Source organism: Wolbachia endosymbiont of Drosophila willistoni (assembly GCF_040084705.1).
Lineage (GTDB): Bacteria > Pseudomonadota > Alphaproteobacteria > Rickettsiales > Anaplasmataceae > Wolbachia > Wolbachia pipientis.
In genome coordinates this window covers 545,148-564,608 of record NZ_CP157591.1, presented here as the reverse complement: position 1 = coordinate 564,608, position 19,461 = coordinate 545,148, and the positions used below count along the sequence as shown (strand labels likewise).

14 protein-coding genes, 2 rRNA genes and 1 pseudogene are annotated in these 19,461 nt (G+C 35.7%); 10 read left to right on the top strand and 7 right to left on the bottom strand.

Translation table 11 applies throughout. The features are described 5' to 3' along the window. The first annotated feature begins 135 nt into the window (after positions 1-135). Positions 136-321, top strand: a complete 186-nt coding sequence (locus ABL518_RS06550) for a DDE-type integrase/transposase/recombinase (RefSeq protein ID WP_338062968.1) — start codon at positions 136-138, stop codon at positions 319-321. 176 nt (positions 322-497) lie between these two features. On the opposite strand, the gene ABL518_RS02965 is transcribed toward ABL518_RS06550, so the two are convergent. From ABL518_RS02965 to pstC, 4 genes are all read right to left on the bottom strand, one after another. Further along, complete coding sequence (locus tag ABL518_RS02965; protein WP_223823054.1) at positions 498-677, bottom strand: ankyrin repeat domain-containing protein; 180 nt, start codon at positions 675-677, stop codon at positions 498-500. Between the two features lie 426 nt (positions 678-1,103). Then, positions 1,104-1,448 carry a F0F1 ATP synthase subunit epsilon gene (locus ABL518_RS02960; protein ID WP_006279902.1) on the bottom strand — a complete coding sequence of 115 codons (345 nt, stop codon included), beginning with the start codon at positions 1,446-1,448 and terminating at the stop codon, positions 1,104-1,106. A gap of 12 nt (positions 1,449-1,460) precedes the next feature. After that, positions 1,461-2,888: a F0F1 ATP synthase subunit beta gene (atpD, locus tag ABL518_RS02955; RefSeq protein ID WP_010962432.1), complete on the bottom strand. Its 1,428-nt coding sequence runs from the start codon at positions 2,886-2,888 to the stop codon at positions 1,461-1,463. 101 nt (positions 2,889-2,989) lie between these two features. Beyond that, complete coding sequence (gene pstC, locus ABL518_RS02950; protein WP_095742852.1) at positions 2,990-4,078, bottom strand: phosphate ABC transporter permease subunit PstC; 1,089 nt, start codon at positions 4,076-4,078, stop codon at positions 2,990-2,992. 107 nt (positions 4,079-4,185) lie between these two features. Between pstC and rpmH the strand changes: the two genes are divergently transcribed. From rpmH to ABL518_RS02935, 3 genes and pseudogenes are all read left to right on the top strand, one after another. Continuing rightward, on the top strand, positions 4,186-4,320 hold the full coding sequence (gene rpmH, locus ABL518_RS02945) for a 50S ribosomal protein L34 (protein WP_006279898.1): 135 nt from the start codon (positions 4,186-4,188) through the stop codon (positions 4,318-4,320). Positions 4,321-4,339: 19 nt separating this feature from the next. Beyond that, positions 4,340-4,663, top strand: a pseudogene (gene rnpA / locus ABL518_RS02940) (ribonuclease P protein component); the annotation flags it as partial. 85 nt (positions 4,664-4,748) lie between these two features. Then, positions 4,749-5,012 carry a hypothetical protein gene (locus ABL518_RS02935; protein ID WP_010082134.1) on the top strand — a complete coding sequence of 88 codons (264 nt, stop codon included), beginning with the start codon at positions 4,749-4,751 and terminating at the stop codon, positions 5,010-5,012. An 85-nt stretch (positions 5,013-5,097) separates the two neighbouring features. Here ABL518_RS02935 and rrf read toward each other — a convergent pair. Next, positions 5,098-5,204: ribosomal RNA gene (gene rrf / locus ABL518_RS02930) — 5S ribosomal RNA — on the bottom strand. Between the two features lie 66 nt (positions 5,205-5,270). Beyond that, positions 5,271-8,036, bottom strand: a 23S ribosomal RNA gene (locus tag ABL518_RS02925). Positions 8,037-8,371: 335 nt separating this feature from the next. Here ABL518_RS02925 and ABL518_RS02920 point away from each other — a divergent pair. The 3 genes from ABL518_RS02920 (at position 8,372) to guaA (ending at position 13,742) form a co-directional block, all read left to right on the top strand. Next, positions 8,372-9,448: a methyltransferase domain-containing protein gene (locus ABL518_RS02920; protein ID WP_010082287.1), complete on the top strand. Its 1,077-nt coding sequence runs from the start codon at positions 8,372-8,374 to the stop codon at positions 9,446-9,448. 58 nt (positions 9,449-9,506) lie between these two features. Continuing rightward, a complete protein-coding gene (locus ABL518_RS02915) occupies positions 9,507-11,291 on the top strand; it encodes a ribonucleoside-diphosphate reductase subunit alpha (protein ID WP_006280151.1) in 1,785 nt (594 codons plus the stop codon). 888 nt (positions 11,292-12,179) lie between these two features. Beyond that, positions 12,180-13,742: a glutamine-hydrolyzing GMP synthase gene (gene guaA, locus ABL518_RS02910; protein ID WP_010962427.1), complete on the top strand. Its 1,563-nt coding sequence runs from the start codon at positions 12,180-12,182 to the stop codon at positions 13,740-13,742. Between the two features lie 32 nt (positions 13,743-13,774). Here guaA and ABL518_RS02905 read toward each other — a convergent pair whose 3' ends face one another. Then, positions 13,775-14,482, bottom strand: coding sequence for a TerC family protein (locus ABL518_RS02905; protein ID WP_010082284.1), 708 nt, complete (start codon positions 14,480-14,482; stop codon positions 13,775-13,777). 397 nt (positions 14,483-14,879) lie between these two features. Between ABL518_RS02905 and ABL518_RS02900 the strand changes: the two genes are divergently transcribed. The 3 genes from ABL518_RS02900 (at position 14,880) to mutS (ending at position 18,824) form a co-directional block, all read left to right on the top strand. After that, positions 14,880-15,062, top strand: a complete 183-nt coding sequence (locus ABL518_RS02900) for a hypothetical protein (protein ID WP_006279522.1) — start codon at positions 14,880-14,882, stop codon at positions 15,060-15,062. A 185-nt stretch (positions 15,063-15,247) separates the two neighbouring features. Then, the gene (locus ABL518_RS02895; protein WP_010082283.1) at positions 15,248-16,054 is read left to right on the top strand and encodes an ankyrin repeat domain-containing protein; all 807 of its coding nucleotides are present in this window, start codon (positions 15,248-15,250) and stop codon (positions 16,052-16,054) included. 274 nt (positions 16,055-16,328) lie between these two features. Continuing rightward, positions 16,329-18,824 carry a DNA mismatch repair protein MutS gene (mutS, locus tag ABL518_RS02890; protein WP_095742633.1) on the top strand — a complete coding sequence of 832 codons (2,496 nt, stop codon included), beginning with the start codon at positions 16,329-16,331 and terminating at the stop codon, positions 18,822-18,824. Positions 18,825-19,461 lie beyond the last annotated feature (637 nt).

Here is a 19,461-nt window from a genome sequence, read left to right as displayed (position 1 = left end):
ATTGGATCAAAATTTTACTACTGATCAGCCAAATAAAGTTTGGGATTACCTACATAAAAACTAAAGAAGGTTGTTGGCGGCAATAATTGACCTATATTCACGCATGGTGGTTAATGAGTAACATGATAATTAGTTATAGATTCTTTATTGATGGCCGTTGATAAACGCAAACCCGATAAAAATCTGCTGTTACATAGCGATCAAGGGTCACAGTATACCTCTCAAAATTACCAATTTCTATTGAATACAAAAAACATCATTTCCAGCATGAGCCATAAGGGCTGTTGTTACGATAACTCTGTTGCAGAAAAGTTCACTTAAAAGGGAGCTGCTTATTGATACTTCTCGCTCAACAAACCAGAACTGCCATATTTGAATACATAGAAATCTTTTATAACAAATAACGTAGACATTCTACTATTGACTATTGCATTCCTGCACAATTTATTCTCATGATAAAAACGTCTTAACTTTCTCTCTACTTTTTCTGGGTAAGGTCAATTTGGGTCTGCACCATTTTTGAGTAATAGTTTTACTTCTTGTGCATTACCATCTTCTACAGCTAGGAATAATTGTTCTTCCTGTGTTTTTACGCGTGTTTCCACATTAGATATAAAAAATAACAATACTAAACATGCAATACCAATAATGCTAATATATTTTATAACTTTTCTCATAAGATATTTTACAATGCTTCTAATAATATTAGATATCATCTATAAAATTAAAAAATCCATGAAAGGGGATGAAAATATGTAAAAAAGTATTATTGATTAATTAAAAACAGATTTTGATTTAATAATACTAATAAAATCGATTTATCTTAAATTTACGTTGATTTTTACCTGTTATTTTTTGTAGTTTATCCAACGTAAATTCCAGGTAAAACAAAGTCGTTATCTCCAACCGTTACAACCAACTCTCCTTCTTTAATTTTTATTTGATTAGGTGTATGGTCCCATACCATCACACTCTGGGATCATACACCTAAAGTACTCCGACACTGGGATGACACCCCGGGGTTTCTGGGATGACAAAAAAGAGCCCCCTGAGCAAAAATCTTATAGCCACTTGAATGATAATTGACTTTTTGCCTAAAATAACTAAGAAAGAAACTTCTCATCAAGATAACTTAAATATATACTAATTCTCTTATTTTTAAACGATTTCTCATCATGAATTGCACGATCAAAAACCTGAATTTGACTTGTTATAATGCTACAATTATTATTTGCAACTTCTAATACGCCACTATCAATTACAACCTTCTTTTCTGTTTGGTTACTCATTTTAACAGTAATCATACCAGGCAATAAATAAATTAAGTAAGGAGCATGGTGAGCTAAAATCATAAGCTCCCCTTCGAGCCCAGTTACTGAAAGAGAAACCACTCCACTGAATGAAATTTGATCATCAGGAGAGAAAAATTGCACTTTAAAAGTATTCATAATCTTTAACTTTTATTTAGCTTCAGCTTGTATTAATTCAGCCTTTTTTATTGCTTCATCTATATTCCCCACCATATAAAAAGCAGCCTCTGGTAAGTGATCATATTTGCCTTCAACAATCCCTTTAAAACTGGAAACAGTATCAGAAAGTGAAACAAATTTACCAGGCATGCCAGTAAATATTTCTGCAACGTGAAAAGGTTGAGAAAGAAATTTCTGAATCTTCCGAGCCCTATCAACAATAATTTTATCTTCATCAGATAGCTCATCCATACCAAGTATTGCGATAATATCTTGCAGTGATTTATAAGTTTGCAATATACGTTTCACCTCAGAAGCTACATTATAATGTTCTTCACCAATGATTTCAGCAGATAAAGACTGAGAAGTTGAATCAAGTGGATCAACAGCAGGGTATATTCCCATTTCAGCTATTTGCCTTGACAACACTGTGGTTGCATCAAGGTGAGAGAATGTAGTTGCTGGGGCTGGATCAGTCAAATCGTCCGCAGGAACATATATAGCTTGCACAGAAGTAATAGAGCCAGAAGTTGTTGAAGCTATTCTTTCTTGCATTGCACCCATATCAGTTGCAAGGGTTGGCTGATAACCAACAGCTGACGGTATTCTTCCAAGTAAAGCAGAAATTTCAGAACCAGCTTGTGTAAATCTAAAGATATTATCCACAAAAAATAGAACATCTTGGTTTTCACGGTCACGAAAATACTCTGCCATAGTAAGTGCTGTTAAAGCAACTCTAGCCCTTGCTCCAGGAGGCTCATTCATCTGACCATAAACCAAAACAGCTTGAGATTTTTCATGCTCATTTATATTTATTACATTTGAAGTGATCATCTCGTGATAAAGATCGTTACCTTCACGCGTTCTCTCCCCTACCCCGGCAAACACAGAAAATCCTTTATGAGCTTTTGCTATATTATTAATTAATTCCATTATTAGGACTGTTTTACCAACACCGGCTCCACCAAATAAGCCAATTTTTCCTCCTTTAAGATAAGGTGCAAGAAGATCTATAACTTTTATTCCCGTAACTAAAACTTCTTCCTGTATTCTCTGTTCAGTAAAACTTGGAGGTGCTCTGTGTATAGGCTCTAAGTTATACTTTCCCTTCAGTGGACCACACTCATCTATAAGCTCTCCAACAACATTAAAAATCCTTCCTAAAGTTGAACGCCCAATTGGCACCGATATTGGTGCACCTGTATCAACAAATTCATCCCCCCTTGACATGCCATCTGTGCTATCCATAGCAATACAACGAACTATATTGTCACCTATATGCTGCGAAACTTCTAAAACCAGCTCCTTATCCTTATATTTTAGTTTGCTTTTTAAAGCATTAAATATTTTAGGCAATTCACCTTCAAATTTTATATCAACAACTGCTTGAGTTACCTTAATCGCTCTACCTATATTCATCTCTTTATTTTTATCACCTAACACTATAATTCCATAAAAGAACTTCTAAAGAAAATAAATTTTATATTATTAATAGAAATTTTGCAACATTAAAACGCTTACTAGTTACGCTTCATTACAAACAATGCAAATGCATTTAATAGCCAAGTAATAATAAACAATACTAAACTAAGCGCATAAGCAGCAAGAGTTTGTACACTATTGAAATCCTGATCTCCGGTAAGTAATGTAGAGATCTGCACGGTAATGGTAGTAACTGAATTAAGAGGGTTAAAAGTCAAATTTGCGTTGATTCCCACAGCCATTAGCACAATCATTGTTTCACCTATCACTCTTGAAATTGACAATAAAATTGCACTTAAAATTGTAGGCATTGCATAAGGTATTGTTATATGCCATATAGTTTCCGCTGGAGTTGCACCAAGTGCCATGAAGCCATAACGCAAGCTTTTTGGAACAGATCTTATGGCATCTTCGAGTAAAGAAATAATAAAAGGAAGAATCATTATCCCAATCGATAAACCGGCAACTAAGGCACTTTCTGAGTGTATACTTAAACCAAAAAAATTTGCTACCTGCTTTATAAAGAAAGACAAAAACACAACCGCGAAATATCCATATACAACCGTAGGAATAGCAGACAAAACTTGCAAAGTTGTATTAACAATATAACGCACTTTCTCACTCGCATATTCACTAATATATATTGCAGAAAATAAACCAAGCGGAACGACAACTAACATTGCTATAATAGTTATAAGTAATGTACCAACTAAAAGCGGCGCTACACCAAAACATCCTATCTTCTCTTCATTGATAGTGACTACATTGTGGCCCCATTTCAAGCAAAACAAGAATTCTGAAATAGCTACTTTATTAAAAAAACTAATGGATTGAATAAAAATAGACAGCATTATAAATAAAGTGATAAAAAATGATATGGCCAAAGCCACAAATAACGAAAGTTTTATTATCTTATTTCTTTTATTTTTAAAGATAAAAGCAAGCATGAAAAAAAGTAACGCTATAGAAATAAAAGTTACAAAACAATTATTATAGAATACTAACAACCAAGTTAGCATCCATACACAACTAAGATATAGATAAGATTTAACCTTATTTACTTCTTGAAACCTACTAAAACAAAATAAAAGGATTAGTAAGACAGGTATGACTATCACCGAATTCATTCTTCCATGCATCAAATTTTATTCTACGAAAATGTCATACAAGTTCACCATTATTTGACAATAAAGTAAAACAATTTAAAATAAATAATTATATTAATATAAAAACAATGAAGAGAACATTTCAACCAAAAAATTTGATAAGAAAGCGCAGACACGGATTTCGTTCACGTATGGCAACAAGAGCTGGAAGAAAAATCCTTAATAGGCGCCGTTCATTAGGGTGTAACAAATTATGCGCATAGTAAGTATAAAAAAAAAGATTTTTCTTCTGCTTTCAAAAATAAGTTAGCACTCAACAGTCTTTTTTATCGTGGGCTTTATATATCACTGTACGCTATAAAAGAAAGAGAACCTGAAAAGTACATTCATACTATTAGAGTAGGTCTGGCTATCAGTAAAAAAACCGGAAAAGCAGCAAAAAGAAATAAAATAAAAAGGCAACTACGAATGCTTGCTAAAATTAGCATTTTAAATATAAGTAATATAGGGCACTACTACATAATACTAACTCATAGAAACATTATGCAAGCAAGTTATAAAAATTTACAAAAAGATCTAACTATTTGCTTAAAAAAGATAAAATAAAAAAAATCTCAATTAAGGTATTTACAACTATATTTTTTATGATAATATAGGTAAAATTTTTAAAAATAGTTAATGGGTGTGGTGAATGGTAGAGCATATAAAAGAGGTAAATAACACAGGCTTTGGTCAGATGTATCAATTCTTATTTCTTCCTAAAGGAACAGGAACAGATTGGAGGTCAGCATTTCGCCAACAAGAAGAATTATTTAAAAAAGTGGGAGGTAATGTAATATTACCAGAAGTCAGTAATTCTCCTTCAAAAGGGAATCAATTAGGGGAAGTAGGAACAATGCTAAATAATGTAGAAAATGACCAAGAACATATAAGAAAAAAAAGATATCGTAGTTAAAGTAAAAACTTAAAGAATAGTAACAAAACAAGAAAGTTAAAATATAAGTATACCTACTGTCTAATTAACAAAGAAATTTTTATAAACTCGGCGGCGACCTACTCTCCCTTTTCAAGTACCATCAGCGCTAAAAAGTTTCACTTCCGAGTTCGAGATGAGATCGGGTGGTTCATTTTTGCTATAGCCACCAAGTCAATAAAAATTTCTAACTTAACAATTTTAACTTAATATTTAACACTGCATACACACATATAGAAAGCAAATAAATCAATCAGGCTATTAGTACTAGTTAGCTTCACATGTTACCATGCTTCCACACCTAGCCTATCAACGTGGTAGTCTTCCACGGCCTTAATTGGGAAATCTTTTTGAAGAGGGTTTCTTGCTTATATGCTTTCAGCAATTATCCCATCTATACATAGCCACCCAGCGATGCTATTGGCATAACAGCTGGTACACCAGAGGTATATCCATCTCGGTCCTCTCGTACTAGAGTCAGACCTTCTCAAATTTCCTTCACCCACGGCAGATAGAAACCGAACTGTCTCACGACGTTCTAAACCCAACTCACGTATCACTTTAATCGGCGAACAGCCGAACCCTTGGGACCTTCTTCAGCCCCAGGATGTGATGAGTCGACATCGAGGTGCCAAACGGTGTCGTCGCTATGAACGCTCGAACACCATCAGCCTGTTATCCCCGGCGTACCTTTTATCCGTTGAGCGATGACCCTTCCATACAGAATCACCGGATCACTATGACCGACTTTCGTCTCTGCTTGGCTTGTCAGCCTCGCAGTCAGGCAAGCTTATGCCATTATACTATCAAGCTGATTTCCGACCAGCTCTAGCTTACCTTCGCACGCCTCCGTTACTTTTTAGGAGGCGACCGCCCCAGTCAAACTACCCACCATACAATGTCCTAGTTCCAGATAATGAAACATAGTTAGATATCAAAAGTGTAAAGGGTGGTATCTCAAGGTTGACTCCATTATAGCTAGCGCCATAACTTCAAAGTCTCCCACCTATCCTGCACATCACACTTTTAATAGCAATGTAAAGCTATAGTAAAGGTGCACGGGGTCTCTTCGTCTAACCGCGGGTACCCCGCATCTGCACGGGGAATTCAATTTCGCTGAAGTGATGTTGGAGACAGTGGAGAAATCGTTACGCCATTCGTGCGGGTCGGAACTTACCCGACAAGGAATTTCGCTACCTTAGGACCGTCAGTGTTACGGCCGCCGTTTACTGGGGCTTCAATTCGGAGCTTGCACCCTTCCTATTAACCTTCCAGCACCGGGCAGGCGTCAGACCCTATACTTCCACTTACGTGTTTGCAGAGTCCTGTGTTTTTAGTAAACAGTCGCTACTCCCTATTTTGTGCCACCTACTCATAGTTGCCTAAAAGCAGGTTACCCTTCTTCCGAAGTTACAGGTATAATTTGCCGAGTTCCTTCAACATCATTCTTTCAACACCTTAGTATACTCTACTCATCCACCAGTGTCGGTTTGCGGTACGGCCTCATAAATATAAGTGCTATTTCCTGGAGCTTCTTTTAAGCATAGATCAATCCAATAAGATCTATACAAATACGAAACCCGTCACACTTAAGAGGTTTAGGAATATTAACCTAATTGCCATCGACTACTCCTTTACGGACTCGCCTTAGGAACCGACTAACCCTACGCAGATTAACTTAACGTAGGAACCCTTAGATTTTTGGTGAGAGTGTTTTTCACACTCTTTTACGCTACTTATGTCAGCATTCTCACTTCCGATATCTCCAGCAGTTTTCACAAACCACCTTCACAGACTTACGGAACGCTCCGCTACCGCGCCTATTGATCGAAATCAATAAGCACTCACATCTTCGGTATACAGCTTTAGCCCCGGTACATTTTCGGCGCAGAAAAACTTATTTAGACAAGTGAGCTGTTACGCTTTCTTTAAAGGATGGCTGCTTCCAAGCCAACCTCCTAGCTGTAATGGTTTTTCTACTTCCTTCCCCACTTAGCTGTAATTTTGGGACCTTAGATAGTGATCTGGGTTGTTTCCCTCTTCACCACGGACTTAGCACCCGTAGTGTGCCTGCTGTATAATTAATTGTTGGTATTCGGAGTTTAGTTAGATTTGGTAAGACGGTGAATCCCCCTAGTCTATCCAGTGCTCTACCCCCAACAACATACATACAACGCTCTACCTAAATAGATTTCGCGGAGAACCAGCTATTTCCAAGTTTGATTGGCCTTTCACCCCTAATCACAACTCATCCAATAATGTTGCAACATTAACTGGTTCGATCCTCCAGTGTGTTTTACCACACCTTCAATCTGGTCATGACTAGATCACTTGGTTTCGGGTCTAATCCATAAAACTAAAACGCCCTATTCAGACTTGCTTTCGCTACGCCTACACCTAACGGCTTAAGCTTGCTTCATAGATTAACTCGCTGACCCATTATGCAAAAGGTACGCTGTCACTCTAAATATCAATAAATTGATATAGAGCTCCAACTGTTTGTAAGCACTTGATTTCAGATTCTATTTCACTCCCCTCCCGGGGTTCTTTTCACCTTTCCCTCACGGTACTTGTTCACTATCGGTCGTTAAGGAGTATTTAGGCTTGGAGGATGGTCCCCCCATATTCAAACAGGATTTCACGTGCCCCGCTCTACTCAAGGATTTAAAAACTCTCTACTTATACAGGACTATCACCTTCTATGGTTACTATTTCCAGAGTATTCTAATTCTTATTCTTAAATCACTAGCCTTTTCCGCTTTCGCTCGTCACTACTAACAGAATCTCGGTTGATTTCTTTTCCTTTGGCTACTTAGATATTTCAGTTCACCAAGTTTGCTTTACATACTTAGTACGTAATAACTAGCTAAACTAGTTGGGTTTCCCCATTCGGAAATCTGCGGATCAAAATTTGTTGACAATTCCCCACAGCTTATCGCAGCCTGCCACGTCCTTCATCGCCTCTTAACGCCAAGGCATCCATCAAGTGCTCTTAATAATTTATTTATCCGACTATATGCAGAATATGCAGAGTTAAATATTATTAAAATTGAATTGAGATTAAATTAATCTCTACCATAAAACTTGTCAAACATCTAAAAACTAAATTAATCTTTTATATGTTATAACCTAATAAATAATATGTCAACGCCTTTTTGCACAAAACATTTACTTATATTATCAACAACAATATACTAGCAATCCTAAACAGTATAATCTGAGAAATATGTGGTAAACTTATATATACAGTAAAAATTAATAAAAAAGATATTTTGTAAGATAAAATGTGTTAAAATCAATTGCCTAAAAATGATAATAAACATTCGGAGTATTTCTAACGTATGAAAAGTAATCTCTCTTTTATAAAAAACGTTGCTTTAAATTGTATGTCTAAGCTCATTGGCGTATTAAATATTAAGAAAGTAAAACACTTCATTGTGAATAAATATAATACTCTTCATAAAGAAATGACAGTGCTTCTTAAAAAATCTAAGAACCTGTTAAACACCAACATTGAAATCGGTTTATATCACTTTTATAAAGGTAGCATATCAGATGCAAAGTTACGATTTTGGTTAATTAGCATATTTTACCCCCATTTACCTATAGTCTGGTATAACATCGGAAGGTGTCATTTTGCGGTAGGGAATACTAACAAAGCTTATAATTATTTAACAAGGGCACTAAAATTAGATAATGACCACGAGGAGGCGTCTTACTATATAAAAAAAATGACAAACTCAGCGCCTATTACAGAATTGCCAAAAAACCTCATAAGACAATATTTTGATTACACAGGTGAATATTTTGTTGAGCATTGGTTGATTGCCAAACAATATAGAGGGCATGAACTTGTACACATGATAATTACAAAAATCTTCAACAACTCCACTTCTGAGCTCAATATACTCGACCTTGGTTGTGGAACTGGAATATGTGGTCATTTCTTGAAAATAAATAGTATTGGAAACCATATAACAGGAATTGACATTTCAAGTAGAATGCTAAATATCGCAAGAGGATGCTTTATAAAAGGTAAGCCTGTTTACAATGAATTAATACATATGGAAATGAAAGAGTTTCTTAAACAAGAGAAAAACCAGCAGTATGATGTAATTATCTTTGCTGAAGTGCTACATTATCTACATGACTTTCAAGAAGAGTTGGAATTAGCAAAAAGATCTACGAGCAAAAAAGGAGTTATTGTATGTTTAATAAGAAGAAAGGAAGGTGAAGGTATTGACTTTGTAAACAAAGGAGACTATTTTCGTCACTCAGAAAGTTATGTTCAACATGTTGCAAAAGAAATAAATATGCAAATAAGTTATATGAGTTACTGTAAAATATATGGCAGTCAGGTTGACGGTATCTTGTTTGCATTACAGCATCAACAAAAAAATCCGAAAAACCTAACTTAAAAATCGCTCAAAATGACTTTTAAGTACCTATATATAATAAAAGAATAAAAGGAACTTTATGAATAACATTACCATTAATTACGCAAAGGACAGCAAATTAACCGACTTTGGAAAAGCAGTTCTATCAGACAGGTATTTAATAGAAAATGAAAGTTATCAAGACCTCTTTGCACGTATTGCTAATTACTATTCTGATAATAAAGAACATGCGCAGCGTCTTTATGACTACATGAGCAACTTGTGGTTCATGCCTTCAACACCAATACTCAGCAATGGTGGCACTAAGAGAGGGTTACCTATCTCTTGCTTTCTTAATGAAACCGAAGACAGCTTGCAGGGAATAGTTGATCTATGGAACGAAAATGTTTGGCTTGCTGCACGTGGAGGAGGCATAGGTAGTTATTGGGGAAATTTACGCTCAATAGGCGAAAGCGTAAAGGGTAGCGGCAAAACATCAGGAATTGTTCCATTTATTGTAGTGCAAAATGCTCTAACACTTGCAATTAGTCAGGGATCCCTAAGGCGAGGAAGTTCAGCAGTCTACCTTCCTGTATCTCATCCGGAGATAGAAGAGTTTCTAGATTTACGCAAGCCAACAGGCGGTGACCCAAATCGCAAAGCGTTAAATATACATCATGCTGTAATAGTAACAGATAAATTTATGCAGGCTGTTGAGAATGATCAAGAATGGAATTTAATAAGCCCTCACAACAATAAGGTTATTTCAACTGTAAAAGCGCGGGATATATGGATCAAAATATTAACAGCAAGAGTTGAAACTGGAGAACCTTACATTATTTTCCTTGATGCAACAAATAACAATAAGCCAGAATCTTACAAAAAGCTCAACTTAGACATCAAGATGTCAAATCTATGCAGTGAAATAACTTTAACCACAGGTTATGATCACCTGAATAAGTCACGCACTGCTGTGTGTTGTCTATCATCCGTAAACCTTGAGTACTACGAAGAATGGAAAGACAATAAACTCTTCATAGAAGATATAATGCGCTTTCTTGATAATGTATTGGAAGATTTCATAAATAAAGCACCGAATGAAATGCAGCGAGCAAAATATTCTGCAGCCAGAGAACGCAGTATTGGTCTTGGTGTGATGGGCTTTCACTCATTTTTACAAAGCAAAATGGTTCCTTTTGAATCAGTAACAGCACAACAATGGAATAAAAAAATATTTAAGTATTTACGCGAGCAAGCAGATATAGTTTCTAAAAAATTAGCAGAAGAAAAGGGAGCATGTTCTGATGCCAAAGAAGTTGATCTAATGGAAAGGTTTACACACAAACTCGCTATTGCTCCTACTGCCTCGATCTCCATTATTGCAGGTAATACCTCCCCTGGAATAGAACCATACGCAGCAAACGTATTCATACAAAAGACACTTACAGGCTCATTTGTAGTGCGAAATAAATTCTTGCAAAAACTATTAGCAGAAAAAAATCAAGACAATGATAAAATATGGTCTTCAATTTCAACAAACGAGGGTTCCGTTCAGCATTTAGATTTTCTTAGTGAGCATGAAAAATTGACATTTAAAACAGCGTACGAGCTTGACCAAAGATGGATTATAGAACATGCAAGTGATAGAACTTCGTATATTTGTCAATCTCAATCAGTAAATCTGTTCTTACCTGCCAACGTACATAAACGTTACTTGCACAAAATACACATGCTTGCTTGGAAAAAAGGATTGAAGAGCTTATATTACTGCAGATCACAATCAATGCAGAGAGCCGATAAGGTCTCGCATGACATATTCAAAAAAAGTGAAATATTGCAACAAAAAACAGATATTGACTACGATGAATGTCTGTCATGCCAATAGCGGCCTTACTCAGAAAAAGTAGAGAGAAAGTTAAGCAAATGGGTAAATAGACTTCTTGCATAACCATATAACGCACTTTTATTGGGAATAGAAACGAAAAAACTTCCTTGACAAACTCCGCCAGCCCCCTTATCATAAACACTGAAGCTATTTATTTATCTTCTCTGTACAGATTAAATGACAAAAAAACTCACGTATCTGGCGTCTCATGTTTAATTTTTTGCACTATGTGCACCTTATGTCTTTATCAAACTTCTACCTACATAAGCTGAAGCGCGCTTATAAAGCGTTTAAAACATAAAAAAACGCCAACTTAAAAAATGGATAGTGAATAACTAGCTACCCTAGGGTTTCTTTTGCCTTTTTTTCTGTTTAGTAAATTTCTTAAACATTTATAGCTAAGGTTAGTTGCATTTAAAAGCAGCTGAGTCGCGGTTATTAAGCGTTTAGAATAAAAAAACGCCATACTTGAAAGTATAATGTAAGTAATTAGCCAACTACGGGGCTTCTTTTGCCTTTTTTTTTATTTGGTAAATTTCTTAAGTATTTATGGCTAAACGACAATCGTCATCCCGCTACTTGTTAGCGGCCGAGATACCGCGAATGAATCGCGGTATGACGGTTCGCGGTGGCATGACGATAAAGTTTATACCTCGTCATCCCGCTGCTTGTTAGCGGGATCTCTTGTTAGCGGCTGAGATACTGCGGCGGTATGACGTAGATTGCTGTCATTCCGCTACTAGTTAGCGCCGCAGCGGTATGGTGTAGGAAAATTAGCTATATAGCTAACTTGTACCACGCGTTAAAGCTTTTAAACAGGTCTTGGTTTACTTACTCCATTATTTTCTTTATTATCAGATATCATTTTAAATAATATGGAGGAGCAAATTGTCAGCAATTGCCATTATTGATTTTGGTTCACAGTTTACACAGCTTATCGCAAGACAAGTAAGAGGAATGGGTGTTTATTGTGAGATATTTCCAAGCAACATCAGTTTTGAAACAATATCAAAATTCAATGGGTTTATTCTCTCTGGAGGACCACAATCTGTAAATGATGATTGTTCTGAAACAAGTAGAGTAGTACATGAAATTATAAAACTTAATGAGGCAACAAGCGTTCCTATACTTGGAATATGCTATGGACAGCAACTCATTTGTCATTATTTTGGAGCAAAAGTAAAAGAGAGTTTCAAACAGGAGTTTGGTAGAACTAAAATCAAGATACTAAAAGAATCCCCCATTGTAAAGGATACCTGGGATGTTAATTCTGAAGTGGATGTATTAATGAACCATGCGGACAGTGTTGATACTATACCACAGGGATTTACTGTTATCGCATCAGGTGTGATAAATCAAACAATTGCAATGATTGTCAACGAACAGCGGAAGATTTACTGTACTCAGTTCCATCCTGAGGTTAAGCCCACAACAAATGGCAGTAAATTGCTCTCTAACTTCTTGGATATTGCAAATTGCAAAAGAGACTGGACAATGAAGTCGTTTATTGAGGAGCAAAAGGAAAAAATCAAAAATGTAGTAGGAGAGAAAAAAGTAATCGCTGCAGTAAGTGGTGGGGTTGATTCAAGCGTTGCAGCGGCTCTCACACATAAAGCTATAGGAAAACAATTGAACTGTATTTTTATCGATACTGGGTTGTTACGCAAGAACCAAACCATCGCTATGTTGAAAGAGATTCCGATAAATTACGTTGATAAATCAAATTTATTTTTGAGTAGGTTGAAGGGAATAACTGATCCAGAAGAAAAGCGAAAAATTATCGGTAACACTTTTATTGAAGTGTTTGAAGAAGAAGCAAAAAAAATAGGTGATGTGGATTTTTTGATGCAAGGTACCATCTACTCTGATGTAGTTGAGTCAGGGCATGCCTCAGACAACACTAGTACAATTAAGTCTCACCATAATGTTGGTGGGTTGCCAGAAAAGATGAATCTGAAGTTAGTGGAGCCTTTACGTTACCTCTTTAAAGATGAGGTAAGGCTACTTGGAAAAGAAATTGGGCTTTCAGACGAGATAATATTTCAACATCCATTTCCTGGACCCGGACTTGCAGTGAGGATTATAAGTGAAGTCGATAAAGAAAAGGTGCAAATATTGCAAGAAGTAGATGAAATATATATTAATACGATGAAAAATTACGATCTATATGATAAGATATGGCAAGCTTTTGCTGTATTATTACCAATAAAAACTGTAGGCGTTATGGGAGATGGTCGTACGTATGGATATGTTTGTGCTTTAAGGGCTGTAACATCATCTGATGGTATGACAGCCGATGCATTTCCATTTGAAGATAAGGATCAACACTTGCTAGTATTTTGGGATTTTTTACGCAATGTCGGCAGTATAATTGTTAATAATGTTCCCGGAGTAAATAGAGTTGTTTATGATATCACTTCTAAACCACCCGCAACTATTGAGTGGGAGTAAATCAAAAAGATCCCGCTGCTTGTTAGCTGGATCTAGAGATACCGCGAATGAATCGCGGTATGACGGTTAATTTTCTTTATTTTGCTTATAATTTCCACAAGCAGTGCAAACATAAATGAAGAATACAAATATCCTTTTGGTAATTCTATATGAAATCCATGAAGTATGAGGTACACACCGACAAGTAAAACAAATAAAATGGCGATTATTTTTAACCCTGGGTTAGATTTGATTAACTGGGCGGTATAACTTGATAAAAACAGCATTGCTAGCATGGAAAATGTAAATGCTGTAGCAATTATTACCATGTTATAAGTTAGTGCTATAGCAGTTAATATCGAATCAACCGAAAAAACTAAATCTATTAATATAATTTGTAGCACAACTAAAAAAAATTTTGATTTAACGTTTGCTTTCTTTTTATTTTTCTTACATACAAAGATGTCATCCCGTAACTCCATAGAGCTCTTAACAATAAGGAATAATCCCCCTGCGATCATAAGTAAATCCCTTGCTGATGCAGTGTGAAATATAGGTTTTTGCATTGATAATATAGATGATGTAAAAAATAGTATTACAAAACGCATTAATAGTGCTAATCCAAGGCCCATAAGGCGCACTCTTTCTCTCAGCGCATTTGGTACCTTATCTATTGCTAGAGAAATAAAGATTAAATTGTCTACACTAAGTATAGTTTCAAGTAGTGTAAGTGTCAGTAAAGTCCAAGCATCAGTTAGCATTTTTGTTTCAAATTCGGTTCTTCTTACTCTACAATAGATGTGTAAAAATTAAGTGACTTCACTCAGAAGTTTTATAGCAGTTCTCCAGAAAAACAGGATATATAAAGTTCAGCAGCTTCTTCTATTTTCGTTTTTGAGCAAAATCAATAATAAGAGAGTTTCTTATTTTCATGCACGCAAATAAGATAAAGCCTTATTTTCATTTTTGACTTTATTTGAAAATAATATATACTATAAAAATAGTGTGCTAGGTTGAATGAATGTATATTAAAGGATCACCATCAGGCAAAGTATTCCCTGGTTATCAGGCATTTATACCAAGCCCCTTGCCACCAAAATTTGAATGGGACAATGATTTAGTGAATAGTCTTTAAACCCTTACTTTACTATAAGGAAAGTGGTTGAAAACTTAGGTGTCGTATTTACAACAGCCCAAAGAGCAATCGTAAAGCTTGAAGATTTAGGCATCGTTTCACAAACTTCTCAAGGAAAGAGAGATCGGGTTTATTGTGCAACTGATATTTTGAATATTCTAGAAGAACCAACTAAGATTACAGAGAACTTCGATAGCACATTGTAGCTATTGTGATGAATAAATTCAGCAAACAGCAAGCTTAAAGAGTCTGATCCAATGGACATGCTGAACAAAAAGTAAGGAGCTCCTTTTGGAGGATTATATTAACTTATTAATTAATTGCTTGACTTTTAGCAGGATTTATTATATTATTTATTAATGAGTAATGCAATCAAACCAAGGAGGATAGCATGATAAATAATTTGGATTCAATAATTCTTGGAATAAAAGATGGTGAAAAGGCGATTGAAGATTTAAGGGTTGTTCTTAAAAAAAGAAAAGAAGAAGTTATTACTACACAGACATTTAATTACGCTTTACAATGCCCACAAACTACAAAGGAAGCGATAGTACACGAAATTCTGCTTCATTTTATACAAAATCCTGGCGAGCAATCACTAGAACAAGTAATACAATACTTAGATGGAGCAATACAATCTAGGATATATGCAAAAAACAACCCAATAAGAAATCTAGATGAAGAATTTCGTACTCATATAAACTTTAAAGATGAAGAGGGAAATACATTACTACATCATGCAGTTATAGGTAATAAAACTGAAGAAATAACCACCCTGCTTGTTACATATAGTGCAAATCCTTTGATACAAAACGCGGATAATAAAGTTCCTTCAGATTTAGCTCAAGGAAAAACAAAAGAAGTGCTTATTAAAAGTATGAAAAAACAAGCTAATACGAAAAAAGAAAGCGCTATGGTAGGCAGTTTGGTGCCTGGCGTAATAATTGGTGGTTTTCTTGGTGTTGTACTTGGAGCTGGTGTGTGTGTTGCAGTAAGTCTTTCTGGTGGTATGATACTAGGTGTAATGATAGCATCTTCTCTTGTTGCTAGTATAGCTATTGGACTGGCCATGTATTTTTTGAGTCAAGACTATGAACAGGCTAAAGCGATAGAAAAAACTATTAGCACTGTTAGCTCTGAAATATCTGTTGATGATACAACTGTCGCAAATGGTAAAAAGGAGCCACAACTTACATAGAAAAAGCTATAGTATTTTTCAAACTAAATAATAAACCTTGTAATTAGGATATTCTGGATTCCAGCGTCACGCGCTGGAATGACAACTGTGTTTTTGTTTTTTTGTCATCAAATACTCCTACTCTTTATGTCATCCAAGTGTCCTGACTACTTGGATCCAAGAAATTTAATTGTTTTAAATTTTCCCCTCCATACACCTATTTAAAATTTATGTTATTCACATGTGCAATATAATCTATAATAACGTTTATCAATACAATATATTAAAAAATATTATGAGCTTCGTAAAAGAAAAAAACACCCCTGTGATGGAGCAGTATTTGAACCTGAAAGCTCAATACAAAGATCATCTGCTATTTTATAGGCTAGGAGATTTTTATGAATTGTTTTTCGATGATGCTATTAAAGCTGCGAAATTGCTGAATATAGTGCTCACTAAGAGAGGTAATTCGTGTGGGCAAGAAATACCAATGTGTGGAGTGCCAGCACACAGTAGTGAATCTTACCTGCACAAGCTAATAGATTTAGGATTCAAAGTAGCAATCTGTGATCAATTAGAAACTGCTGATGAAGCAAAAAAGAGGGGCTATAAATCCATAGTAAAACGTGATGTAGTGCGAGTTGTAACTCCAGGTACAATTATAGAAGATTCACTACTGGAGGATAAAAGCAATAATTATCTCGCATCCATAGTTGAACAAAATGACGAATATGCTATTAGTTGGCTTGAATTATCGACGGGAAAATTTTTTCACACTTTAACGAGTTTGAAAGCTCTAGATAGTGATTTATTGCGTATATCACCAAGAGAATTATTAATTTCTGAAAAATTCACTGAGGATGAAAAAATTAGATCGATTTTAAAAAATTATAAAATATCAATTACGCAACACGCACAGAGCTTTTTTGAGTATAGTAAATCTCACAGAACATTATGCGAGTTTTATAAAATCAGGGAACTTGGGAGTATAGGAAATTTCAGCAAAGTAGAAATCATGGCGTGTGGTGCACTGCTTGAATATGTCAGAGTAACACAAAGGGGCTCTATTCCAAGGCTTGAATTCCCAAAAACCTATAAGCAACAAAATTTCATGCTTATTGATGCTTCAGCAAGGAGAAATCTTGAGTTGTTTTCAACTCAATTTGGTGAAAAGAAAGGTTCACTAATTTCAGTTATTGATCATACAGTTACAGCTTCTGGTGGACGCCTGCTCAAACAAATGCTCGCTTCACCCCTTGCTTGCTCCAAGGCAATCAATTTGAGGCTCAGCACCGCTCAATTTTTTGTAAATAATCATGATTCACGCAGAAAAATACGAGAGATATTATCTAACATTCCGGATATTGAAAGGTCTTTATCGCGCTTAATACTAGGGCGTGGTTCACCAAAGGATATGAACCTATTGAAAATAGGCCTAGGAAAGACTTTAGAATTGTCTGAGTTCTTATGTAAAATTGAATCAGGTGAAAATGGATCTCTCCCACAACAATATGTCATCCAAACTGAGATCCAGCCAGCGTCACGCGCTGGAATAACAGTAAAATCAGACGAGAGTGAACTAAGCACAATACATAAAAGCCTTGGCAATCATAAAGACCTATTTGAACTGTTAAATAGTGCTATACTCGATAATAACCTCAGTTCCGTGAAAGAAGGAGGATTTATTCACTCAAAATACAACTCAGAATTATCTGAGTTATCTTATATATTGAACAACAGTAACAAGTTGGTAACTAAGCTCCGTGAATCTTATCGCGATCTTACTGGCATTGCCGCACTCAAAATATTACACAACAACATACTTGGTTATTACGTTGAAGTGTCGGCAAATCACAAAATAACTTCGGATATATTTATTCATAGGCAAAGCTTAGCAAATAGCATGCGCTACACTACTAATGAATTGAAAGAACTAGAAAATAAAATTCTTACGGCACGTGATGCTGCAATCGGCTTAGAAATGAAAATTTTTAGTGAACTGTGTAGTGAAGTCGCTAAAGAATCTGAAAAAATTGCTCTTGCTGCAAATGCTTTGGCAAAACTTGATATTAGAACCGCATTTGCAGAGCTTGCAGTGCAAAATAATTACGTAAAACCCATTATTGATGACAGCAAAGAGTTCAATATCTGTAGCGGAAGACATCCAGTGGTTGAAGTTAACGATAAATTCATTGCAAATAGCATCAATTTAGCTGGTATACATCTAATTACTGGTCCTAATATGGCTGGAAAAAGCACTTTCTTGAGGCAAAACGCTCTCATTGCAATTTTAGCTCACATGGGGTCATTTGTGCCAGCAGAGAGTGCACATATTGGAGTGATTGACAAGATATTCAGCAGGGTTGGCGCAACGGATAATATAACAGCTGGTTATTCTACCTTCATGGTAGAGATGATCGAAACAGCAACGATAGTAAATCAGGCAACGGACCGTTCCTTGGTGATACTTGATGAAATTGGTAGGGGCACAGGGGTGTATGATGGATTATCTATTGCACAGGCGGTGATTGAACATATTCACAATGTAAATAAGTGCCGCGCCATTTTTGCAACTCATTATCATGAATTAACTAAAGTAAGCAAATACTTGAAGAACGTGAAATGTTTTTGTGTAAAAATAAGAGAGTGGAACGGAGAGGTTATTTTTCTACATGAAGTAATTGAAGGCATTGCAGATGAGTCATATGGAATACATGTAGCAAAACTTGCTGGTTTTCCTGATTCTGTTTTAAATAGAGCAAGTGAAGTGTTTGAGGAGCTGAAGGCTTGAATCATTATTATAAGTGAAGAATTACCTATACAATCGTGGTAGTAGCTATAGAAACGAAAAACTTACTTGACACCCTTCGCCAGCGCCCTTATCATGATAGTGAAGCTATTGTATTTGCTTTCGCCAATCTGCAGATTAAAAGGTAAGGATTACTTAATGTATCGGCGTCTTATGTTCAATTTTTTGCAGTATATAGATACTGTATGTCTTTACAAAACTTCATCTACATCTAGATTTTTATCTAAATAAGCTGAACGTGCTTATAAAGCGTTACAAGACATCAAAAAATGCCAATACTCGACAGAGATAGTAAAAGACTAGCTAACTCGGGGATTCTTTGTCTTTTTTTCTGCTTAGTAAATTTCTTAAACATTTGCAGCGTAAGTTAGTTGCAATTAAAAGCAGCTTAATCTTGCTTGTCAAGCGTTTAAAACATAAAAAACGCCAATATTTTAAAGCGGATAATAACCCCAGGGCTTCTTTTGCCTTTTTTTTCATTTGGTAAATTTCTTAAATATTTATAGCTAAACGACAATCGTCATCCCGCTACTTGTTAGCGGGATCTAGAGATACCGCGGCGGTATGACGTAGGACTGCTGTCATCCCAGTGCTCCTTTTTTTGTCATCCCAGTCTGGG

Bases quoted from the DNA above. Each gene is read 5' to 3' on its own strand.
- mutS (WP_095742633.1), top strand. From the start codon at position 16,329: ATGAGCTTCGTAAAAGAAAAAAACACCCCTGTGATGGAGCAGTATTTG.
- atpD (WP_010962432.1), bottom strand. From the start codon at position 2,888: ATGAATATAGGTAGAGCGATTAAGGTAACTCAAGCAGTTGTTGATATA.
- ABL518_RS02935 (WP_010082134.1), top strand. From the start codon at position 4,749: ATGGTAGAGCATATAAAAGAGGTAAATAACACAGGCTTTGGTCAGATG.
- ABL518_RS02960 (WP_006279902.1), bottom strand. From the start codon at position 1,448: ATGAATACTTTTAAAGTGCAATTTTTCTCTCCTGATGATCAAATTTCA.
- ABL518_RS02895 (WP_010082283.1), top strand. From the start codon at position 15,248: ATGATAAATAATTTGGATTCAATAATTCTTGGAATAAAAGATGGTGAA.
- rpmH (WP_006279898.1), top strand. From the start codon at position 4,186: ATGAAGAGAACATTTCAACCAAAAAATTTGATAAGAAAGCGCAGACAC.
- ABL518_RS02915 (WP_006280151.1), top strand. From the start codon at position 9,507: ATGAATAACATTACCATTAATTACGCAAAGGACAGCAAATTAACCGAC.
- pstC (WP_095742852.1), bottom strand. From the start codon at position 4,078: ATGAATTCGGTGATAGTCATACCTGTCTTACTAATCCTTTTATTTTGT.
- ABL518_RS02905 (WP_010082284.1), bottom strand. From the start codon at position 14,482: ATGCTAACTGATGCTTGGACTTTACTGACACTTACACTACTTGAAACT.
- ABL518_RS02965 (WP_223823054.1), bottom strand. From the start codon at position 677: ATGAGAAAAGTTATAAAATATATTAGCATTATTGGTATTGCATGTTTA.
- ABL518_RS02920 (WP_010082287.1), top strand. From the start codon at position 8,372: ATGAAAAGTAATCTCTCTTTTATAAAAAACGTTGCTTTAAATTGTATG.